General features: G+C 28.2%; 14 protein-coding genes and 2 pseudogenes. 11 read left to right on the forward strand and 5 right to left on the reverse strand.

Annotated elements, in window-relative coordinates:
- Positions 1 to 231 precede the first annotated feature (231 nt).
- The 5 genes from M9407_RS00650 to M9407_RS00670 all read left to right on the forward strand — a co-directional run bounded on the left by M9407_RS00650 (position 232) and on the right by M9407_RS00670 (position 4,699).
- Entirely contained in the window at positions 232 to 582 is a 351-nt protein-coding gene (locus tag M9407_RS00650; protein ID WP_250237250.1) for an HIT domain-containing protein, read from the forward strand.
- 190 nt (positions 583 to 772) lie between these two features.
- Positions 773 to 1,309 carry a penicillin-binding protein activator LpoB gene (locus tag M9407_RS00655; RefSeq protein ID WP_250237251.1) on the forward strand — a complete coding sequence of 179 codons (537 nt, stop codon included), beginning with the start codon at positions 773 to 775 and terminating at the stop codon, positions 1,307 to 1,309.
- Positions 1,310 to 1,553: 244 nt separating this feature from the next.
- A complete protein-coding gene (gene lolC / locus M9407_RS00660) occupies positions 1,554 to 2,759 on the forward strand; it encodes a lipoprotein-releasing ABC transporter permease subunit LolC (protein WP_250237252.1) in 1,206 nt (401 codons plus the stop codon).
- Entirely contained in the window at positions 2,752 to 3,453 is a 702-nt protein-coding gene (gene lolD / locus M9407_RS00665; protein WP_250230957.1) for a lipoprotein-releasing ABC transporter ATP-binding protein LolD, read from the forward strand. Before lolC ends, lolD begins: the two co-directional genes overlap by 8 nt.
- Positions 3,454 to 3,463: 10 nt before the next feature.
- A complete protein-coding gene (locus M9407_RS00670) occupies positions 3,464 to 4,699 on the forward strand; it encodes an FtsX-like permease family protein (RefSeq protein ID WP_250237253.1) in 1,236 nt (411 codons plus the stop codon).
- A gap of 280 nt (positions 4,700 to 4,979) precedes the next feature.
- On the opposite strand, the gene purB is transcribed toward M9407_RS00670, so the two are convergent.
- On the reverse strand, positions 4,980 to 6,359 hold the full coding sequence (purB, locus tag M9407_RS00675) for an adenylosuccinate lyase (RefSeq protein ID WP_250237436.1): 1,380 nt from the start codon (positions 6,357 to 6,359) through the stop codon (positions 4,980 to 4,982).
- A 410-nt stretch (positions 6,360 to 6,769) separates the two neighbouring features.
- Positions 6,770 to 7,882, reverse strand: coding sequence for a tRNA 2-thiouridine(34) synthase MnmA (mnmA, locus tag M9407_RS00680; protein WP_250237254.1), 1,113 nt, complete (start codon positions 7,880 to 7,882; stop codon positions 6,770 to 6,772).
- A 720-nt stretch (positions 7,883 to 8,602) separates the two neighbouring features.
- Between mnmA and mntR the strand changes: the two genes are divergently transcribed.
- Positions 8,603 to 9,067 (forward strand): manganese-binding transcriptional regulator MntR, encoded by a 465-nt coding sequence (mntR, locus tag M9407_RS00685; protein WP_250230964.1) that lies wholly within the window; start codon positions 8,603 to 8,605, stop codon positions 9,065 to 9,067.
- A gap of 464 nt (positions 9,068 to 9,531) precedes the next feature.
- A complete protein-coding gene (locus M9407_RS00690; RefSeq protein ID WP_250237255.1) occupies positions 9,532 to 10,176 on the forward strand; it encodes a transglycosylase SLT domain-containing protein in 645 nt (214 codons plus the stop codon).
- A gap of 913 nt (positions 10,177 to 11,089) precedes the next feature.
- Here the strand turns inward: M9407_RS00690 and M9407_RS00695 are convergent.
- Complete coding sequence (locus M9407_RS00695; protein WP_250237256.1) at positions 11,090 to 11,728, reverse strand: winged helix-turn-helix domain-containing protein; 639 nt, start codon at positions 11,726 to 11,728, stop codon at positions 11,090 to 11,092.
- 590 nt (positions 11,729 to 12,318) lie between these two features.
- Here M9407_RS00695 and M9407_RS00700 point away from each other — a divergent pair.
- Entirely contained in the window at positions 12,319 to 14,463 is a 2,145-nt protein-coding gene (locus tag M9407_RS00700) for a TonB-dependent copper receptor (RefSeq protein ID WP_250237257.1), read from the forward strand.
- Positions 14,464 to 14,621: 158 nt separating this feature from the next.
- Here the strand turns inward: M9407_RS00700 and infA are convergent, their stop codons facing one another.
- Both infA and trxB read right to left on the reverse strand, forming a co-directional pair.
- Positions 14,622 to 14,840 (reverse strand): translation initiation factor IF-1, encoded by a 219-nt coding sequence (infA, locus tag M9407_RS00705; protein WP_250230973.1) that lies wholly within the window; start codon positions 14,838 to 14,840, stop codon positions 14,622 to 14,624.
- Between the two features lie 498 nt (positions 14,841 to 15,338).
- The gene (gene trxB, locus M9407_RS00710; protein WP_250237258.1) at positions 15,339 to 16,295 is read right to left on the reverse strand and encodes a thioredoxin-disulfide reductase; all 957 of its coding nucleotides are present in this window, start codon (positions 16,293 to 16,295) and stop codon (positions 15,339 to 15,341) included.
- A 622-nt stretch (positions 16,296 to 16,917) separates the two neighbouring features.
- Between trxB and M9407_RS03330 the strand changes: the two are divergent.
- From M9407_RS03330 to lolA, 3 genes and pseudogenes are all read left to right on the forward strand, one after another.
- Positions 16,918 to 17,370 (forward strand): annotated as a pseudogene (locus M9407_RS03330) (DNA translocase FtsK 4TM domain-containing protein); the annotation flags it as partial.
- A gap of 720 nt (positions 17,371 to 18,090) precedes the next feature.
- Positions 18,091 to 19,275, forward strand: a pseudogene (locus tag M9407_RS03335) (DNA translocase FtsK); the annotation flags it as partial.
- Positions 19,276 to 19,412: 137 nt separating this feature from the next.
- Positions 19,413 to 20,030, forward strand: coding sequence for an outer membrane lipoprotein periplasmic chaperone LolA (gene lolA, locus M9407_RS00720; protein WP_250237260.1), 618 nt, complete (start codon positions 19,413 to 19,415; stop codon positions 20,028 to 20,030).
- Positions 20,031 to 20,035: the final 5 nt, after the last annotated feature.

Consider the following 20,035-nt stretch of genomic DNA (forward strand, 5'->3'; position numbering starts at 1 on the left):
TCTGTATGTATAAATAGATTATTGTTCGTATTTTTTGTTAATTTTTAGATCATGACCATGATACTGGTATTGAATGATGTTTCGGTTAATGTGAGATTCATTTATACAGTAATTATAGAATATTGGAAATCATGCAGTATTTGTGTTTGTTATTTTAAGAATATAACGTTGTTTGATTTATTTAAAAAAATTATTGTAGAATTCATATGATTTTTAGGAATAGGATAAGTTATGAAAAAAGACAATATTTTTATGAATATTATTCAAAAAAAAGTCAAAACTGATATATTATATCAGGATGAGTTAGTTACTGCATTTTATGATTTAAGTCCTAAGGCACCTGTTCATGTATTAATTGTGCCTAATATTTTGATTCCTACCGTTAATCATGCAACAACTCATGATGAAATGATATTAGGTAGGTTGTTTATAGTAGCGGCAAAAATCGCTGAAAAAAAGAATATACATTCTTCAGGTTATCGTTTAATAGTTAATTGTAACGATCATGCTGGCCAAGAAATTTATCATCTTCATATGCATTTATTGGGCGGAGAGCCTTTGGGCCCTTTGTTGCAGAAATAACATGGTTTAATTAAAAATACATTACTAAATCAATTATGTGTTCCTTTAAATAAGATGGCGTACTTGTATATACGGTATGATCAGAGATAATGAAGCGTGGTGCTTGTTGTATTACATTCATATAACTAAATAAAAAATTTTTAAAAAATTAATATTAAATTTTATTGTCAACAATAGCATAATGTATTTTATGATTGTGAATAAACAAATAGCGCATCTACTTCTTAGTATGATTTTTTTATATCATATTGGTTTATGTAACAATAATGTGTCTATTTTGACGACAGAACCTATTTTATTAATACCACAAAAAATTAATTTAATTAATTGGCAACCGGTTTTACTAAGAATGCTTCAAAGTGTGTTTTTTTTTGATAATATCGAACGTGATAGCGTATTATTAGTAAATATGGTAAAGAATAAAACTGATGGTATTTTGCAGGCTAGCAAAATTACAAATATTTTGATTCATTATATTGTAGAGAATACCAGGAAATATAATGTTATCGATATGGAAATACTGTATTCTGTATATAGGGAATTAGGTATGTTACCAGAAGATAATAGAAATTCTTATAGTTTTTCTATGAAAATTGCAAATTATTTAAAAGCGAATTATATTTTGTATGGTATTGCTTATGGAGATGCATTAAAACCAAATTTAGAATTGCAATTAATATCCGTTAAAACCGGTGAGATTTTACGTGTTGTTAACGGTTCTGTATAAGAATATAAACGGTTCTCAATAATATTGAGATGTGTTGGTAATATAAAAACTCCTTTAAGAGACTGAAAAATATAATACTGAGAAATAATTCAGTTATTAAAATTTACTTAAAATAATTATATTTATTATTTCAATAAATTTTGTATCCATATACATATGTGCATGTAATTATATATTTCATATGATGTAAAATATACGATTTTATATTATTTTTATATTTATGAGGTAACCTAAACAAATATTGATGCATCGATCGACTATATTGTTTATTGCTCTACGTTATATTTCAGGAAAATCGATAGATCAATTTGGTCGGCATATTTATTGGTTTTCTAGTTTTGCTATTATGATAGGTGTGATGGCTATGATAACCGTGTTATCAGTTATGAATGGTTTTGAGCGTGAGTTAAAACAAAATCTTCTGCATTTCATACCTCATGCGTTACTCACTACCCCCAAAGGATATGTACATGTTAGAGATAAACCAAATTTAGTATTAGATCAATTACACAATATAATGCGTAAGGAGCCATTGGTCATATCCAATGTGATATTGCAAAGTTCCAATAAGATGTCGTTTGGAGTTATGTTAGGGATCGATCCAACTTGTTTTGAACCATTGTGTGGTTATTTGGTAAATAAACGTGAAAATCAATTGGTTGTAGGAAAATATTATATAATTCTTGGATCAGCATTAGCAAAAAAACTTGAAGTACATATAAATGATCAAGTTCGTTTGCTTGTTCCTTCTGTTATGCAGATCACTCCTATTGGCCATATCCCCAGTCAACGACTGTTTACGGTATTAGATATTTATATTACTAACAGTGAAGTTGATTCTTATCAAGTATTAGTTCATCAATTAGATGCTTCTGCGTTAATGCATTATCCATTTCAATGTGTTACTGGGTGGCGTTTATGGTTACATGAACCATTTTTACTCAGTCACTACACTCAACAAATGCGATTACATACAGACTGGATGTGGAAGGATTGGAGAGAATATAAAGGGTCTTTATTTCAAGCGATGAAAATAGAAAAAAATATAATGTCTTTGTTGTTAGGTTTAATTATAATAGCAGCAGGTTTTAACATTGTTTCTTTTTTAGTATTATTAATATTAGAAAAACAAATAGAAATTGCAATACTCAAAACATATGGTTTCACTCGCCGACAAATTATCTTACTTTTTATGGTTCAAGGAGTTACTAATGGGTTTTTTGGTATTATATTGGGAACGATATCAGGAGTATTGTTATCTCATAAGTTAAATAAAATATTATTATTTTTAAAAATATTTCCAGATACTATATTTTTACCTATAGAAATAAAATATTCTCAAATTTCAAGTATCATATTCATGACGTTTATTATGATCTTGTTGGCTACGTTGTACCCATCGTGGCGAGCGGCTTCTTTTTATCCTGCAAAAATTTTACGTTATGGCTGATATTCCATTGTTGCATTGTATTCAGTTAACAAAATATTATCAACGCGCTAATTTATTAATTAGAGTGTTGAATTGCATTACTCTGAGTATACAATCTAATGAAATGATTGCTGTGGTAGGAGCATCTGGATCTGGCAAAAGTACATTGTTGCATTTGCTTGGAGGATTGGATAAGCCAACTGAAGGGGAGATATTTTTTGAGGGTCATGCGCTACATAAATTAACTGACAGCGAACGTTCTGTGATACGTAATAAACGGTTAGGGTTTGTTTATCAATTTCATCATTTATTGTTAGATTTTGATGTTTTAGAAAATGTAGCAATGCCTTTATTGATTGGAGGTATTGCGTTTAATCAGGCAAAAAATAGGGCACAATGTATATTAGAGTCAGTTGGATTAAAAAATTATATTCATTCTTTTCCGCATGAATTATCTGGGGGGGAAAGTCAACGAGTGACTATAGCTCGGGCTATAGTAAATAATCCATCTTTAATATTAGCTGATGAACCAACCGGTAATTTAGATCAAAAAAATTCAGATAGTATCTTTCAATTATTAAAAAAGTTAAATACATATTATGGCACAACTTTTTTAATCGCAACGCATGATTTAAATTTGGCTAAACAATGTCATAAAATATTTTTGATATCTAATGGTAAAATAAAATTGAGTCAGAATGACTCGTTTAGGTAATTGTTTATAAATGATGTTGTCTTTGAAAATTGCATTAAAATTTCATCGAGGTTCGAGTGGTAATATTTTAATATCCTTAATGTCTTTGATTTCTGTTATTAGTATTACTATAGGAATACTTATATCTATAATTGCATTAAGTACAATGAATGGATTTAAATATGAATTAAGTAATCGTATTTTATCAGTTATTCCACATGGGGAAATTGAACCAATAAGAGCACCATTTGTTAATTGGCAAACAGTTTTAGAGTGTATTCGTCGGATACCAGATATTAGTCATGCGAGTCCTTATATTAATTTTTATGGAGTTATTGAATATAATAATAAATGGCATGTAGTTTATGTTAGAAGTGTAGATTTGAAGCAAAACGTCAATGAAAACGCATTACTTAATTTTATAGAAAAAGATTCTTGGAAATATTTTTGCGAAAATATAGAAAAAATTATTTTAGGAAAAGGAATATCAGAAGATTTAGGAATTAGAGTGGGTGATTGGATTACTGTTGTGACTGCTCATGATTTTCGTTCAAATAATAAATTATTGTCATCTAAGAAAATTCGTTTACAAGTAGCTGGAATATTAAATTCAAATAGTCAATTAGACTGCAATATTGCAATAATGTCTTTATCAGATGTGCAACATTATTATGATGAAACGTCAGATGTTGCAGGAATAGCTATTAAGCTTAACAATATTTTTTCTGTTAATAAAACACTATATAAAATTCAAAGAATGCTGAACCAGCAGGTTTTTGCGCGTAGTTGGATGGAAACTTATGGATATATTTATCAAGACATTCAAATGATTCGCATAATTATATATTTATCAATGATATTAATCGTAGGTATTTCTTGTTTTAATGTAATTGCTGTACTGATTTTATCAATAAAAGACAAAAACTATGATATTGCGATAATACGTGCATTGGGAGCTAAAAATATTTTAATTCAATGTGTGTTTTTTTGGCACGGGTTAATTATTTATATAATTTCTAGTATTATAGGCACTGGATTGGGTATTTTTATAGCTTTTCATTTAACAAGTTTAATTACGATATGCAATGATTTATTAGGAAATAAAATTTTATCAGAAGGAACTTATTTTATTAATTTTTTACCCGTTAAGTTAAATGAATGGGATATATTGTTGGTACTAAGCACAACATTATTATTAGGCTCATTAACTAGTTGGTATGCAGCGTCAAAAACAAGGCAGGTTAATTTATCTGAAATCTTAAAATAAGCATGTTTTATGATTTTTATTAGAGTATTATAATGGTGCTCGCATAGATAAATTGGTTAGACCATGTAATCAGATTATTAATAAAATGTCAAATGAATACAAATATAATGAGATGATACACTTGATTATAGTATCAAAATATATGTGATTGCTATATTTAGAGATATAAGATAGTGTGTAGCGTTCGGTCCGTTTCATATGTTTTATAGTATTTATTTACAGGTTCATTATTTCCATCATAATGATGAGTAATTACGCATGTAATAATTGATTATTTTTATTATATTATATCAGTAATGTCATTTGCCATATCTACCGCTAAGCCTATGTAATCAAGTGGAGTGATTTTTTGTAATCGTATTTTTTCTGTTGCTGGTAATGGTAGTGATTCAATAAAAATTTTTATTTTTTCAGGATTAATCTTTGTATTACTGATGAATTTTTTTGTGCATTCATAAGATTCATGAATATTGTATCGTCGCATTACTGTTTGAATAGCTTCGCTTAACACTATCCAGTTTTTATTTAATTCGGTTAATACATGTTCTTTATTAACTGTCAGTGTTTTTATGCCTTTTAATACGCTATGGTAGGCGATTAAGGCATACCCCATGGCCATACCCAGATTTCTTAGAACAGTAGAATCGCTTAAGTCACGTTGCCAACGCGATATTGGTAGTTTAGCGGAAAAATGATTAAGCATGGCATTTGCTAATCCTAAATTTCCTTCAGAATTTTCGAAGTTTATAGGATTTACTTTATATGGCATAGTAGAAGATCCAATTGCAGTATTATTATGATTTTGTTTAAAATAGTTGAGAGCAATATATCCCCATATGTCTCTATTAAAATTTATTAATATGGTATTGAATCGTGCAATGCAGTCAGATAGTTCGGCAATATAATCGTGTGGTTCTATTTGTGTTGTATAAGGATTCCATTGCATTCCTAAAGATATAACAAACTCTTCACTGAATTTTCGCCAATTTATTTCTGGGTATGCTATTACGTGAGCATTATAGTTTCCTACGGCACCGTTAATTTTACCTAAAATTTTGATTGATTCTAATTGATGATATTGACGTATCAAACGGTATGCAATATTAGCCATTTCCTTTCCGATAGTAGAAGGAGTGGCGGGTTGTCCATGGGTTCTAGATAACACAGGAATATCTTTATAATTAATACTCATTTTTTTTATTTCGTTAATAATTTGTTTCCAAATGGGTAAAAAAATAGTTTTCTTAGTTTTAGTCAGCATCAATCCATATGCAAGATTGTTAATATCGTCTGAAGTACAAGCGAAATGAATAAATTCACTGATTTTTTTTAAATTAGGTAATACGTTTATTTTTTCTTTTATAAAATATTCTATTGCTTTGAGATCATGATTGGTAATTTTTTCTATTTCTTTAATACGTTCTGCGTCTTTAATATTAAAGTTGATTATCAGTTTATTTAAAAAATCACATTCGATTTGCGTAAAAGGTGATATTTCTTTAATAGAAATTGTGTTAGCAAGTTTCTTTAACCAATGAATCTCTATTTGGACACGAAATTTTAGTAAACTAAATTCACTGAAAATATTACGTAAAGAATCAGTTTGTTTGTGGTAACGACCATCAATAGGAGATATTACAGTTAAGGGCGATAATGTTATCACTTTTTCCTCTTCATAATTAATTAGGAGCTTACATTTTATATGATATTTAAAAATTACGAGTTTATCCAAAAGATAATATGTGCATCTTATTGAATATTTTTATATTTTGTAAAAAAATTTTATTTCATAAATATAGGTGATTATATGATACTAGTATTAATGTTTAAAAAATATATGGGATGATGATCGATGATCATATGTCTATGATGATAGACATGATTTTGTAGAATATTCATATGATTGATTTCTTAATATTTATTTAGGCAATCTTATTTATAACTAAATCTATGAAACTATAACATTTATTTATTTATAATGAAAGTGTAAATTATATGTAATGATTATTGGTTATATTTGATTGTAACAATTGATATTTTTGATATTTTTTAAAACAATTATTCTAATATTTAAGAAGCTAGAAAAGGGTATATTTTTGTAATAATTCCTCCGCCCAAACAACGTTCTTTTAAATAAAATACTGCTGATTGTCCTGGTGTAATTGCTAAAACCGGAATTTTTAAAATAACTTTAAGATTGTTGCTTAAAAGAGGATATACTTGACATTGAATATCGGGGTGTCTATATCTGGTTTTAACTGTGCAATATAAAGGGGATGTAAGTGCGTGTCGTTTTACCCATTGATTTTGTTCAGTAATGAACGCGATAGACATGAGACGTGGATGATTACGTCCTTGTGCTGCAATTAATATATTATTTGATATATCTTTGTCTATTACGTACCACGGTTGTCCATTTCCTTGTTTTACTCCACCTATTTTTAGGCCCTTTCTTTGTCCTAAGGTATAAAATGATACTCCTTGGTGCACGCCGATTGTATCTCCATTTATATCAATTATCACTCCTGGTCGTATTGGTATATATTTACTAATAAAATCTTTAAATTTGCGTTTACCAATAAAACAGATACCAGTTGAGTCTTTTTTGTTTGCTGTGATTAAGTTTAATTGTTTAGCAATATTTCTAACTTGGGATTTATTTAACGTTCCTACAGGAAATAAACATTGTTTAAGTTGTTTATAACTTAGTGTATACAAAAAATAACTTTGGTCTTTATTTTGGTCTGTACCGCGTATCAGATAAGTTTCTTTATTCATATCAACACGGCGTACATAATGACCGGTTGCAATGAGATCAGCGCCTAGATCTTGCAATGCAAATTCTAAAAAATACTTAAATTTAATTTCTTTGTTACAAAGAATATCAGGATTAGGAGTGCGACCCATGCTATATTCTTGTAAAAATACTTGAAATACATCTTCCCAATATTCTTTAGAAAAATTTATGGTGTGCAGATATATACCTAAATTATCGCAAACGGCATGAGTGTCCGATAAGTCCGATGCTGATGCACAATGTTCTGTGCTGTCGTCATCTTCCCAATTTTTCATAAATAATCCTTCTACTTTATATCCTTGTTGTTGTAACAACCATGCAGATACAGAAGAATCTACACCACCAGACATGCCAACAATTACTTTTTTTGTGCGATTATATGACATAATTTATAACAATATAAAGTATTAAAATGGATTTATGTAGTATGTAATATAGAAATTTTGTATTTTAAGTATTTATTTGCAAAATGTATGCGGATAATAGTACATCGAATAATTTATATGATTTATTTTTTTAATCTCTAAAATATATATTTAAAAAAAGTAAATATTTTTAATTCATATGAAGAATGGAATCAAAAGATATTTACTTGATCTATAAAAATAATGATATAGTGTATTAAGTAATATTATCATTACTTAAAGCAATTTAATATGTGAATATTATATTCTGCTAAATATATTGTCAATTAATTATTTTGTTCTATCAAACGTACGTTGATCGTTATTATTACATATTCAATACATCTATAAGTTACGATAGATCAAGATAATTTTTATGTGATTGATTATTAAAAGATATATTAAAAATTTGTCTAATATTTAGATAATTGTTCTGTTTATTTAAGAGATCAGCATGATAGTCAAAAATTTAATTTCTTTCTATGTTATTAATGTATGTGTAGTGTTTATTGTTTTTATTTACATACGTAAATTATTTGATATATCGTATGTACTAATACGGAGTGTAGTATGTAGATTGAGAATTTTATATTTACACACGTAAACAATTATATAAGGATTAATTATTTATTGAATACAATATTTATTTATTCAAATTGATAAAAAAGTATTATTATTTATCATGTAACATGAGATTTTATTATGACTAAAAATAATATAGAAGTATTGTCCAGTAATCTGGCGTGTTTTACAAAAAAAACAGATAATTTACAAGGATTTATCCAGGTTAGAGCGGCACATCGACGCGAGCTCATTGATGATTATATTGAATTAATTGCAGATTTAATTCAAGAACGTGGGGAAGCGCGTCAAGTAGATTTAGCATTAAGCCTTGGAGTAACGCAGCCAACAGTAGCAAAAATGTTAAAAAAGTTAATTGCTTCTTCATTAATTAATCATAAACGCTATTGTGGAGTGTCGTTGACAGAACAAGGGAGACAATTGGCTAATGAAAATCATATACGACACAAAATTGTAAAAACTTTTTTAATGGATTTAGGCATCAATAAAAAAATTGCTCAAAGAGATGCAGAAGGCATTGAGCATCATGTCAGCAATGAAACATTGTTGGCATTTATTCAATTCTCTAAGCGCTTCAATAAATAATCATCTATGTACGTGGTTTATATTTATATATGTAACACATAGATGGTAAAAAATAATTTTTAACACTGTGTATTATAATTATAGGTATTTAATTTTGGGTTTTTTTATTTTAATAAGTTTTTTGTTTAAATTCATTTAAGTAATTATTATTTAATTTTATCAGAAAAACGTATAAAATTTATGTTATCTTTTTATTTGTTAAAGAATAAATATTTTGTTCTATACAGAACAGTCAATGTTTTTAATATTTTAGTATAAATTTTAAGTATAATCATTCACTCGGTAACAAATATAACATGAATCATTATTTATGTATTTATGTGTGCATGTATGTATAAATAGATGTTTCTATATATTTTAATTATTAAAATTGCGGAAAAATTAATTTTTAAAGTATGAGAACATCATTTTTGTATAATAATTTTATGAAGAAATACATATTTTGATCATAAAATCATGAAATTATGAAGATGTGTATAATACATTTAGTTGTAATTTTGTTACTAGCAACTTGTGCTCAAAAAAATATTGAAAAAAACGCTACATGGACATTATATACTGATTCAAAGTATAAGATAACTTATTTTCCTAAACGAATTACACCGTCTATGTATAATGATTATATTCATTATTGTGCTATGAATTATGGAGTAGATGCATCTTTAGTGAAAGCCATTATTCAAGTAGAATCTAATTATGATCCCACGGTAATTAGTAAATCTAATGCTGTTGGGTTAATGCAGCTTAAAGCGGATACTGCAGGCAGAGATGCTTATCGTTTGAAAGGATGGAGAGGAGAACCTAGTATTCGTGAATTAAAAAATGCTGCTGTTAATATTGACCTTGGTACTGCTTATTTGTCTATATTGCAAAAACAATTAGAGGGAATTATTGATGTAAAAACTAGACGCTATGCCGTAATTGTTGCTTATGTGAATGGGTTAAGTGCGTTGTTGAAAACATTTTCTATTGATCGTAATTATGCTATTGAAAAAATAAATAAGCTTAATCCGGAACAATTTTACCAACATATACAATCTCATCATCCATCTAAGCAAGCGCAACGTTATTTATTTAAAGTTAATTCTATTTATGTTACAGAAAATTAATTGTAATAATAAATAGCGTAGATTTATACAAGTATTTTATTTTTGATAAAATTTTATGAGACATATGTCATGACCATTGTGATTTGATGAAACATATTATTAGTATAATTTATTCGTAGCAGGTTAATTTTATGTACTTTAAATAAGTAAATGGTATATTTAGTTTCGGTTGTTATTGAAATAAATACAGGATATTGATAAAACTTTTGCACGATAATGAACGGCTGGTTTGGCTAAGTTAAATTGGTTATAATGATATTGAAAATATAATAATACTTTTTGTTCTAATTATTTAATTAAAAAACTTTTTCCATGTAGCGAATAACTTGTGTTTATCTATTTGATATATATATAATATATTTCAATTATTATTGATCAAATACAAATGGCAGTTAATTCTAATGATTTAGATATATACGGTTAATTTATATTTTTGTTAGAAGGTATTTCTGTCCCGAGGAATACTTACCAATAGTGAATTTAAAAATTACTAATTTTTGAATTTTTGTGATATTTGGTTTATAACATGGTTATTTTTAGTAAAAATTTAAGAATTTCAAATAATGCGATAATGTTTGATGAAAAATATAATATTATTTTTTAAATGAATAGTTGATAGATATATTATAATGTTTGTTAAATTTTAATAAAAGGGAAGTGTGTTGAATTTAGTTGGGTATTTAACAAATTTATCAATGGGTGTTTTAACTGAAGAAGTGGTTCTTGTTTGAAAGAATATATAAACAAATGTATTTTATTTTTTAATATGTTTTTAGTAGTTGTTAGTTAATAACGTATATAATCCGGTTAGTTATTGAAGCCGCATATTATTGTCACATGTATGTTGCATAACAATTAAAATTTTAGAGTTAAAATCAAGATAATATGAATCATTATTATTTGTTTGATTGTATTATGTAATTTCAGTGCACTGCATAGTGCAGTCATTACATTCAAATCCCAATTCTGAATGGAAAGTGCAAATATTACATGAGTTTATTTCTTTGCAACAATATAGTTTAATGTGATCTTTTTTAGTGTATAAGTACACAAAACCAATGCTGAGTAATATTACAACCATTATTGTCAGAGTAATCATGTATTTTATATGAGCTTTTATATTTAGTAAAATAGAAGATGATAATAAATTATTGTTTTGATCTGTGTTTTTATGTAGGGAGGGAGATACGCATGGTCGATCTTCGTGTATTTTTTCTATAATTAATTGATTGTTTAGCTTCAGCCCTCGCTTAGGAATAGTTATAATAGATGAGGAATCTAGTCCAAAAGATGTTAAGGTTTTTCTTATTACACTAATTTGTTGATTTAAGTTGCCGTTAGATGGTTCCAACCCATAAGCTCTCCAAACGTTTGAAAACAAGTGTTCTCGGGTGACTGGCGCACAAACATCAATATTGTGTCGTTTAATAAGCTCTTCTAATACTCGTCCAGCAGAATTAGATAATTTTACTGATGTATCGGAATCAGTTAATAATGTCAGAGTATATTCTGTAGTGTCAAATATTATAGTTGATTGAATGACATATTTCATTTAATTACTCTATATGAACTGTACATGGATAAAATCAACATTTATATCATCTGTTTACATAAGGATTCAAATAGTATATTTTTTAATTTATATATATAAATACTGTGAAAAGTATTTCATCATAAAATGCATTAACATAATTGTAATTTATGTTTATGTAGATTGTGGTTGTTTGTAATTTATTTTTTGATAGTATAACAACATTTTGTAAAAATCTAGCATATTAGTATGTGTACTGCTCAAATCAATATCAAAGGGATATTGATTTGAGCAGTTGATTCTTCTGATAAATTAAATAAGACGTGTTAACTAAACTTCAGTTGAGAATATAGAATAGTAAGTACCGTGATTTCATCAGTGTTTAGTACAATATTTAGAATGCATATTATATATCCACGATTTGTTTTTAAGCATTATGATATTTGTAAATAATCTCAAGATTAGGTATTTAGTTGGAAACGATCAGTTTCAATCGAGATTATTAATATTATCTATTTATTTGATTTTATATTAGAAGAAATTAAGTTTTTAATATATATTGTAATAAAGATATCAATATATTGAAAAGAATGTAATAGTTACGAGTATATATGGTATATGGAAAATTTTTTTATAATAATAAAATATTAATTCAAAAAATATTATTTTTGATATGTTTTGTGTTCGGCATATTCACTCTTAATAATTCTCAAGCTCATTCAGATGGTGTGTCTGTTAGTAGTAAACCTAAAGATACTTTGGCATCAATATCTAGTGGTATACAAAAAAAACCTATATTATTCCAAGGAAAAATGCATGATGACGTCATAACTATTATTTCACCAAAAAATTCCCCATTGATTTTCAGTGATTCTCCTGCAACGTCTTTGCAATCGTCGTATGTAATTGATGTTTCTGATTATTTAAAAGATATTGCTGGATTTTCTTCTATTCGTAATGGAGGAGTGAATAACGAACCAGTGTTTAGGGGAATGTTTGGATCTCGAATGCGTATTTTGATGGATAATGGCGAAATACTCGGCGCTTGTTTTTCTCATATGGATCCTGTTAGCGCTTATATTTTTCCCGAAACTTTTGATATTTTAAATATTATTAAAGGCCCTCAAACAGTACTGTGGGGCCCTGTAACATCTGCGGGTACGTTGCAATTTGAACGATATCATCCTCGATTTGATAAATCAAAAATTCAATTGCGCAGTAATGTAACAATCGGTGCGAATAAAAAAATAGATAAAAATATAGATAGTATTATGGGAAATAAATACGGCTATATTAGATTAATAGGCAATATTTCTCGTTCAGACGATTATCGTGATGGTCATAAAAACCAAGTACATTCTGCGTGGTATAAATGGAACGCTGATGCGATTTTGTCATTTAATTTAAGTGCAGATACATATTTAGAAGTCAGTTTGGGGCAGGGAAATGGTACTGCAAATTATGCCGCTCGATCTATGGATGGGTTATGTTTTGCGAGAGAAAGTTATGGGATGAAAATAGAAACCTTAGATATCAGTAAAGTATTAGATAAAATTGAACTACAAGCTTGGCATAATTATGTAAACCATATTATGGCTGATACTGTGTCTCATAATACAGAATTATCTACTGAAAAATGTTGTGGGTTTAGTAGTAATGTTAATAATAACGTTGATCGATTAATATGGGGTGCACGAGGTATTACTGTATCTCAATGGGACAATATCAAATGTCATAGTGGTGCAGATATTCAAATTAATACACATAGAAAACATATGGAATCTAATCCTCATTGGAAAACAGACATTGCCTCTCGAGATACTGGTATATTTACCGAATTGATTGTTGATTCGTTGTCAAACAGAAGATTTATTGGGGGGGCACGACTGGAATATAGTGTTATTAATTTTAATAATTGTTCTAAATATAAACGGCACAGTATAGTATATCCTGCTGGATTTATGCGTTATGAGAATAATATTAATCCGTTGTTGTCATATTGTATTGGTGTAGGCACAAGTTTTCGATTGCCTGATTATTGGGAGTTATTTTATACTAAATCCGGAGAAAACATTAATATAGACGATATTTTAAAATTAAAACCTGAAAAAACTATTCAGATGGATATAGGAGCACGTTTTCAACATCTACAAATCAATGGATGGATATCATCTTATGCTGGATATGTTAAAGATTTTATCCTATGTGATTATCGTAACGATGACATTATACAAGATGCTATTAGTTATTCGGAGAACATTCATGCTAAAATATGCGGCACTGAAGTAGGATTAAATTATCAATTTAATGAGCATTGGCATACTACAACTGATATCTCATGGGTTTGGGGAATGAATGTTGACAATGGCAGCACTTTATTTAGAGCTCCTCCATTGGAGGGTAGAGTTACATGTCAATGGATACGAGGAAGTTATAGTGTAGCTGCGAAGTGGAAATTAGCATTGCCGCAATCTATTAATAGTTCGTTGATGTCACCGGGGTCTTTTGTTTCTAGAAATATGTTGTCTCATACAGGTGTAAATTGTAATACTTCAGGATTTGGAATATTTTCCATGCATTTTGCATGGAAAAGTTCTCAATTTTATAAATTTAGTATTGGTGTAGACAATTTACTAAATCATAATTATAGAGGATATCTGAATTCGTGTGTTCATAAACGGCTTGGATATCCTTCCGGTACTTTGATTTATGAACCAGGGCGTATTTGGTGGATTAAATTAGGGATGGAATTATAAGAAAAAGATAAAAAATGTTTATTTATATTAATGTGATTGATGTGACGAGTGCGGATGAATTTGTCATGATTTTTTGAAACAACCTAATAGCTTGACTTGTGTTCACAGTGGATTTAGCGGTGCATATATGTATAAAAATTTAAATTGTACTTTGATTGTTATCGGCTACGGAAAATAATTCTTCCTTTACTTAAATCGTATGGTGTTAGCTCAACGGTGACTTTGTCTCCTGTTAATATTCGAATGTAGTTTTTTCTTATTTTTCCAGAAATATGTGCCACAATGGTGTGTCCATTTTCTAACTTTACACGAAACATCGTATTAGGTAAGGTATCTAGTACGATGCCGTGCATTTCAAAGCTATCTTCTTTTGTCATTATGATCTCTAAAAATTCAATAAACGATCCGGGATCATCTCATAATATTAGAAGCTAATCAAGTGTTGATTTTATATGTACGATCATTTAAGTACTTAATTTTAATAACTTTATTAAAAAGTTTATTTTTTTCTGTCAAATACAATTACTAAGTTATAACTATAATAATAAAACTATAATGGGGTCTATTTTATTATAGATTGGTTATTTCTTTTATTTATTTTAGACATATACATTGCTGCTGCAGTAAGAATACTATTTTTTGTTTTGTATTTTGTGTGTTCAGGTTGTAATATGTATAAATTTATGTAGTTAACTGTATATATTTACTCAACGTTGTTACTACGTAACGTATTCTGGATAGCACCAGCCATTAGTTTATACTTGTTAAATATTAATTTTTATTTTTAGATTTTATAAGTACGAGTAATTATATATTTTATTTAAAAATTAATGGATAATTTTATTCGAATTTTGTTTTATTTATGTGTTGATGTATTAATACATCATAGTAGATAAGTAACGCTCAGAGTCTATTGCAGCCATACAACCTGATCCAGCTGCAGTAATTGCTTGACGATAGTTGTGATCTATGACGTCTCCTGCTGCAAATATACCTGGAATAGAGGTGGCTGTTGCATTGCCATTCATACCGGAATGCACACAAATATATCCATTGTTTAATACGAGTTGATCATTGAATATAGAAGTATTTGGATTGTATCCAATAGCAATAAATATACCTTGAAGATTTATTATGTGTTCCTGATGTTGTGTTAGATCTGTTATACGTAAACCGGTAACATCTGTACCATTACCTAATATTTCTTTAACAATATGATTGGTATGCAAAACAATATTACCACTGTGTACTTTATTCATGAGTCTATTAATTAATATTTTTTCTGCGCTAAATGTAGAACGACGGTGAATCAGATACACCTTAGAAGCAATATTGGATAAGTATAAACTTTCTTCTATTGCCGTGTTACCTCCCCCAATAACTGCAACAATTTGTTTATTAAAAAAAAATCCATCACAAGTAGCACACGAAGATACTCCTTTTCCTTTATATTTTTCTTCAGAAGGTATACCAAGACTGCGAGCATATCCTCCTGTACTTATGATTAAAGCGTCACATGTATATTCATATGTATTACCGTATAAACAAAAAGGGTATTGTTTAAAATTTACTTTAAATATGTGATCAGAGATAATTTCTGTGTGCAAACAAGCGGCGTGCGTATTCATACGATTCATTAACATAGGTCCAGTAAGGTTTTTTGGATCTCCAGGCCAATTTTCTATATCTGTAGTAGTACTTAATTGACCTCCTATTTCTAATCCAGTGACTAATACAGGATTTAAATTAGCTCGTGCAGCATAAATAGCTGCGGTATATCCGGCGGGGCCTGCTCCCAATATGAGTAGCTTGCAATGTTTTTTTATTATCATAATAATTGAATCTCCTTATATACTGCTTGAGTACATTGCGGTAAGAATTAATATTTTGGTATGTAATATTAATAGAAACAGATGCAATATTGTAATTTAAAATAAATTATTACTTAGTTTAAATTATTTTTATAAATTATATTCTATATATAGAAATATATTTTTAACGGTATCAATATTTGCTTGGAAATATAATTCTTATGTAGTTGCAAATAAGGATCGCAGTTAAAACTACGAATCTGTCATTATATAATAAAATTACTGTAATTAATACTCACTCATATAAAAAATCGTATGTATTTGCGAGATATATTTGCAATATACATCGAGCGTTTTGTAGAAAATTAAAAGTATTTTTTAATTTTATTAGGATTTTTATTTTTTCGTTAAAGATATATATAGCGTTGAAGTAATATATCTGCAACATTATTTATTTATAATTTTATAAATTAGAACATATACGTAACATGTATATTGAATTCATGACATAATGATATTGCGTATAATTATTTATATGAATTGACAATATTATTATTGTTTAGATTAAATCTATACTTGATATAGATAAAATGATTATTTCATAAAAAATTAATTATCAATACTTAAGTAAGAGATATTTTTAGTGATTAATTTTATATTAATTGGTGTAAGTATAACTTTATTATATTTAATTATCTCATTAATTAGTTTTAATCCTGCAGATCCTGGATGGTTACAGACTATGTGGGATGGATCTATTCATAATATTGGAGGTATGTTAGGGGCGAAAATTTCTGATTGCTTATTTTTTATTTTTGGTATTCCAGTTTATATAATTCCATTATTTCTATTTTTTTATCTTTGGAAGATTTATGTGCAGGGTATACGTATTACTGTTTTTATTTTTGTATTTAAATTAATAGGTATATTAATCTTATTATTCGCGTGTTGTGGATTAGCTCATGTAGCATTTGATAATTTTTTTTATTTTTCTTCTGGTGGCATAGTAGGAAGCATATCGTATGATATTATTTCATCTTACGAAAAAATGACTCATCATATCAGTATAATTTTATTTTTTTTAATTGGAATTATTGATATTATAGTGTTTTTTAATAGATTTTTTTGGATGATTTTAAAAACTATTAAGAATCAATTATTTAATTATTTACGCTATTTAAGTATATTATTGTTTTGTAACAAAAAATATAGATATCAATTTATTCATCAAAAATCGTGTGCTAAACGATTCACATATCCATTGGTTTTTTCTACACAGGATCCTGATTTTTTAAAAAATTCAACAAATGATTTATTAAACATACAAATCATTCCTGATGTATCTAAAAATATTAACAAATCTACTAAGCAATTTAATCCTATTTTAAAAAATAATTTTTTTAAAATGAAATGCATTTCAGCGATAAAGATATTTAGTCAAGGTTTCAATTTTATTGGGCGTTTGTTATTTTGTTCTAAATTATGCATAAGTAAGTCAGGTTACGATTATTATCACAAAAAATATGTGACTAATGTTGTTTCTACAGGGAAAAATTGTTCTATAAAAATTAATACATTTGACAAAACAATTTGTAGTAGCAGTAACAATATGCATTGTGCTGACAAAAAAGAACAAAAACATAATGCATCATTGATACAAGATTTAAATGTAGTACGTATTGATAGAAATGACATTGTTCAAAAACTTCCCATGGTTGTTAACACAAACATAAAACAACATGTACCTTTGTTTAAATATAAAAAAGTCCCTGCGGGACATCATGATTTATGTTATAGTAATCGCGCTGCTATTTTTCCGGGTACAGACTTATTGACTACATCTTCTTCAGAAAAAACAACGATAAACTGCCTGGAGTTAAAAAAAACTTCCCAGTTGCTAGAATCGAAACTACTAGAATATCACATTATAGCAAATGTGGCTAATATTATTCCTGGACCGGTAATTACTCGATTTGAATTGAATTTATCACCGGGTATAAAATCGTCAAGAATTTCTAATTTATCACGCGATTTAGCTCGTGTTTTATACACAAATTCTGTTAAAGTGGTAGATGTAATTCCTGGTACTCCATATGTTGGATTAGAAATTCCTAATAAACAGCGCAGAACAGTATATCTAGGAGATATAATTGGTTCAGATCAGTTTAAAAATATCAATACTCCATTAGCGTTGGTCTTGGGAAAGGATGTAGCTGGACAGCCGTTAATTGTGGATCTTAAATCCCTACCTCATTTATTAGTTGCTGGTACTACTGGATCAGGTAAGTCTGTGGGGATTAATGCTATGATTATTAGTCTTTTATATAAAGCTACGCCAGAGGAAGTGCGTTTTATTATGATTGATCCCAAAATTTTAGAATTATCAATATATTCAGGTATCCCTCATCTTTTAAAACAAATTGTTACCAATACACAAGAAGTGTATGAAGTATTACAATGGTGTATAAAGGAAATGGAGCGTCGTTATAAACTGATGGCAATGCTTAGTGTTCGGAATTTAGAAAATTATAACAGTCATGTAACTCAATTTTATTCTAAAGAATATGTAACAAATAATATCAGCAAATGCGTGCATAATAATACTGCATCTTGTTCTAATACATTAGACAAATTACCTTATATTGTAATTATTGTAGATGAATTTTCAGATTTGATGATGACTACAACAAAAAAAGTGGAAGAATTAGTTATTCGTTTAACACAAAAGGCTCGCGCCGCTGGGATTCATGTAATATTAGCAACTCAAAGACCGTCAGTGGATGTAATTACTGGAGTAATTAAAGCAAATATTCCAGCCCGTATAGCTTTTACTGTATCAAGTAAAATAGATTCTCGTACTATTCTTGATCAATCCGGAGCAGAATCTTTATTAGGTATGGGCGATATGTTATATTTAGGGCCTAACTCTTCCACGTCTACTCGGGTACATGGGGCCTTTGTAGAAGATCGAGAAATACATGCAGTAGTTAATTTTTGGAAAAATCAAATGATTAGTTCATGATCTTTGCTGAGTAATCAGAATTATATATCGCGTATATAGATGCATATATACGCGATATATAATATTTTGTTTATTTAAACAATATATATCATGTTCATGGAGATAATTAACTCAGAATGATGCAACAGATAATATATGCTGTTTTTTTAAGCGTTATTGTAGTTACTACTGTAATAGCTGACGATGCATCTGTTTTTGTTTTACAAAATCGCTTAAAAAAAATAAATAATCTTTATGTACATTTTATTCAAAAAGTTATTAATTCTGATAACGATATGGTGTTAGAATGTCGTGGGGAATTATGGATAAAACGTCCTAATTTATTTAATTGGCATATGATATCTCCTGAAGAAAATTTTTTAATATCTGATGGGAAAACACTTTGGTTTTATATTCCTTCTATCAAACAAGTTACTGCGTATCGGTTACGGAACTTTTCCGATAATATTTTTTTTATGTTGTTTTCTAGCAACAATATATATGAATGGAATGAATATACGGTATCTCAACAAGGGGATTTGTTTTATTTAATACCGATAAGTAATAATTTTAATTTAAAAGAATGTAGAATTAAGATCACTGATCGGGGTACGATCGAGAAATTTAGTTTTTTCGAAGAAAAAGGACAACATGTAGATTATTATTTATTGGATCAAAATAATGATGACATCGATATAGGCAAATTTTATTTCATTCCTTCTAAGGATATTCAACTAGACGATCAAAGAAAATAATATCT

Origin of the sequence: Blochmannia endosymbiont of Camponotus sp. (assembly GCF_023586365.1) — a bacterium.
Taxonomy (GTDB): domain Bacteria; phylum Pseudomonadota; class Gammaproteobacteria; order Enterobacterales; family Enterobacteriaceae; genus Blochmanniella.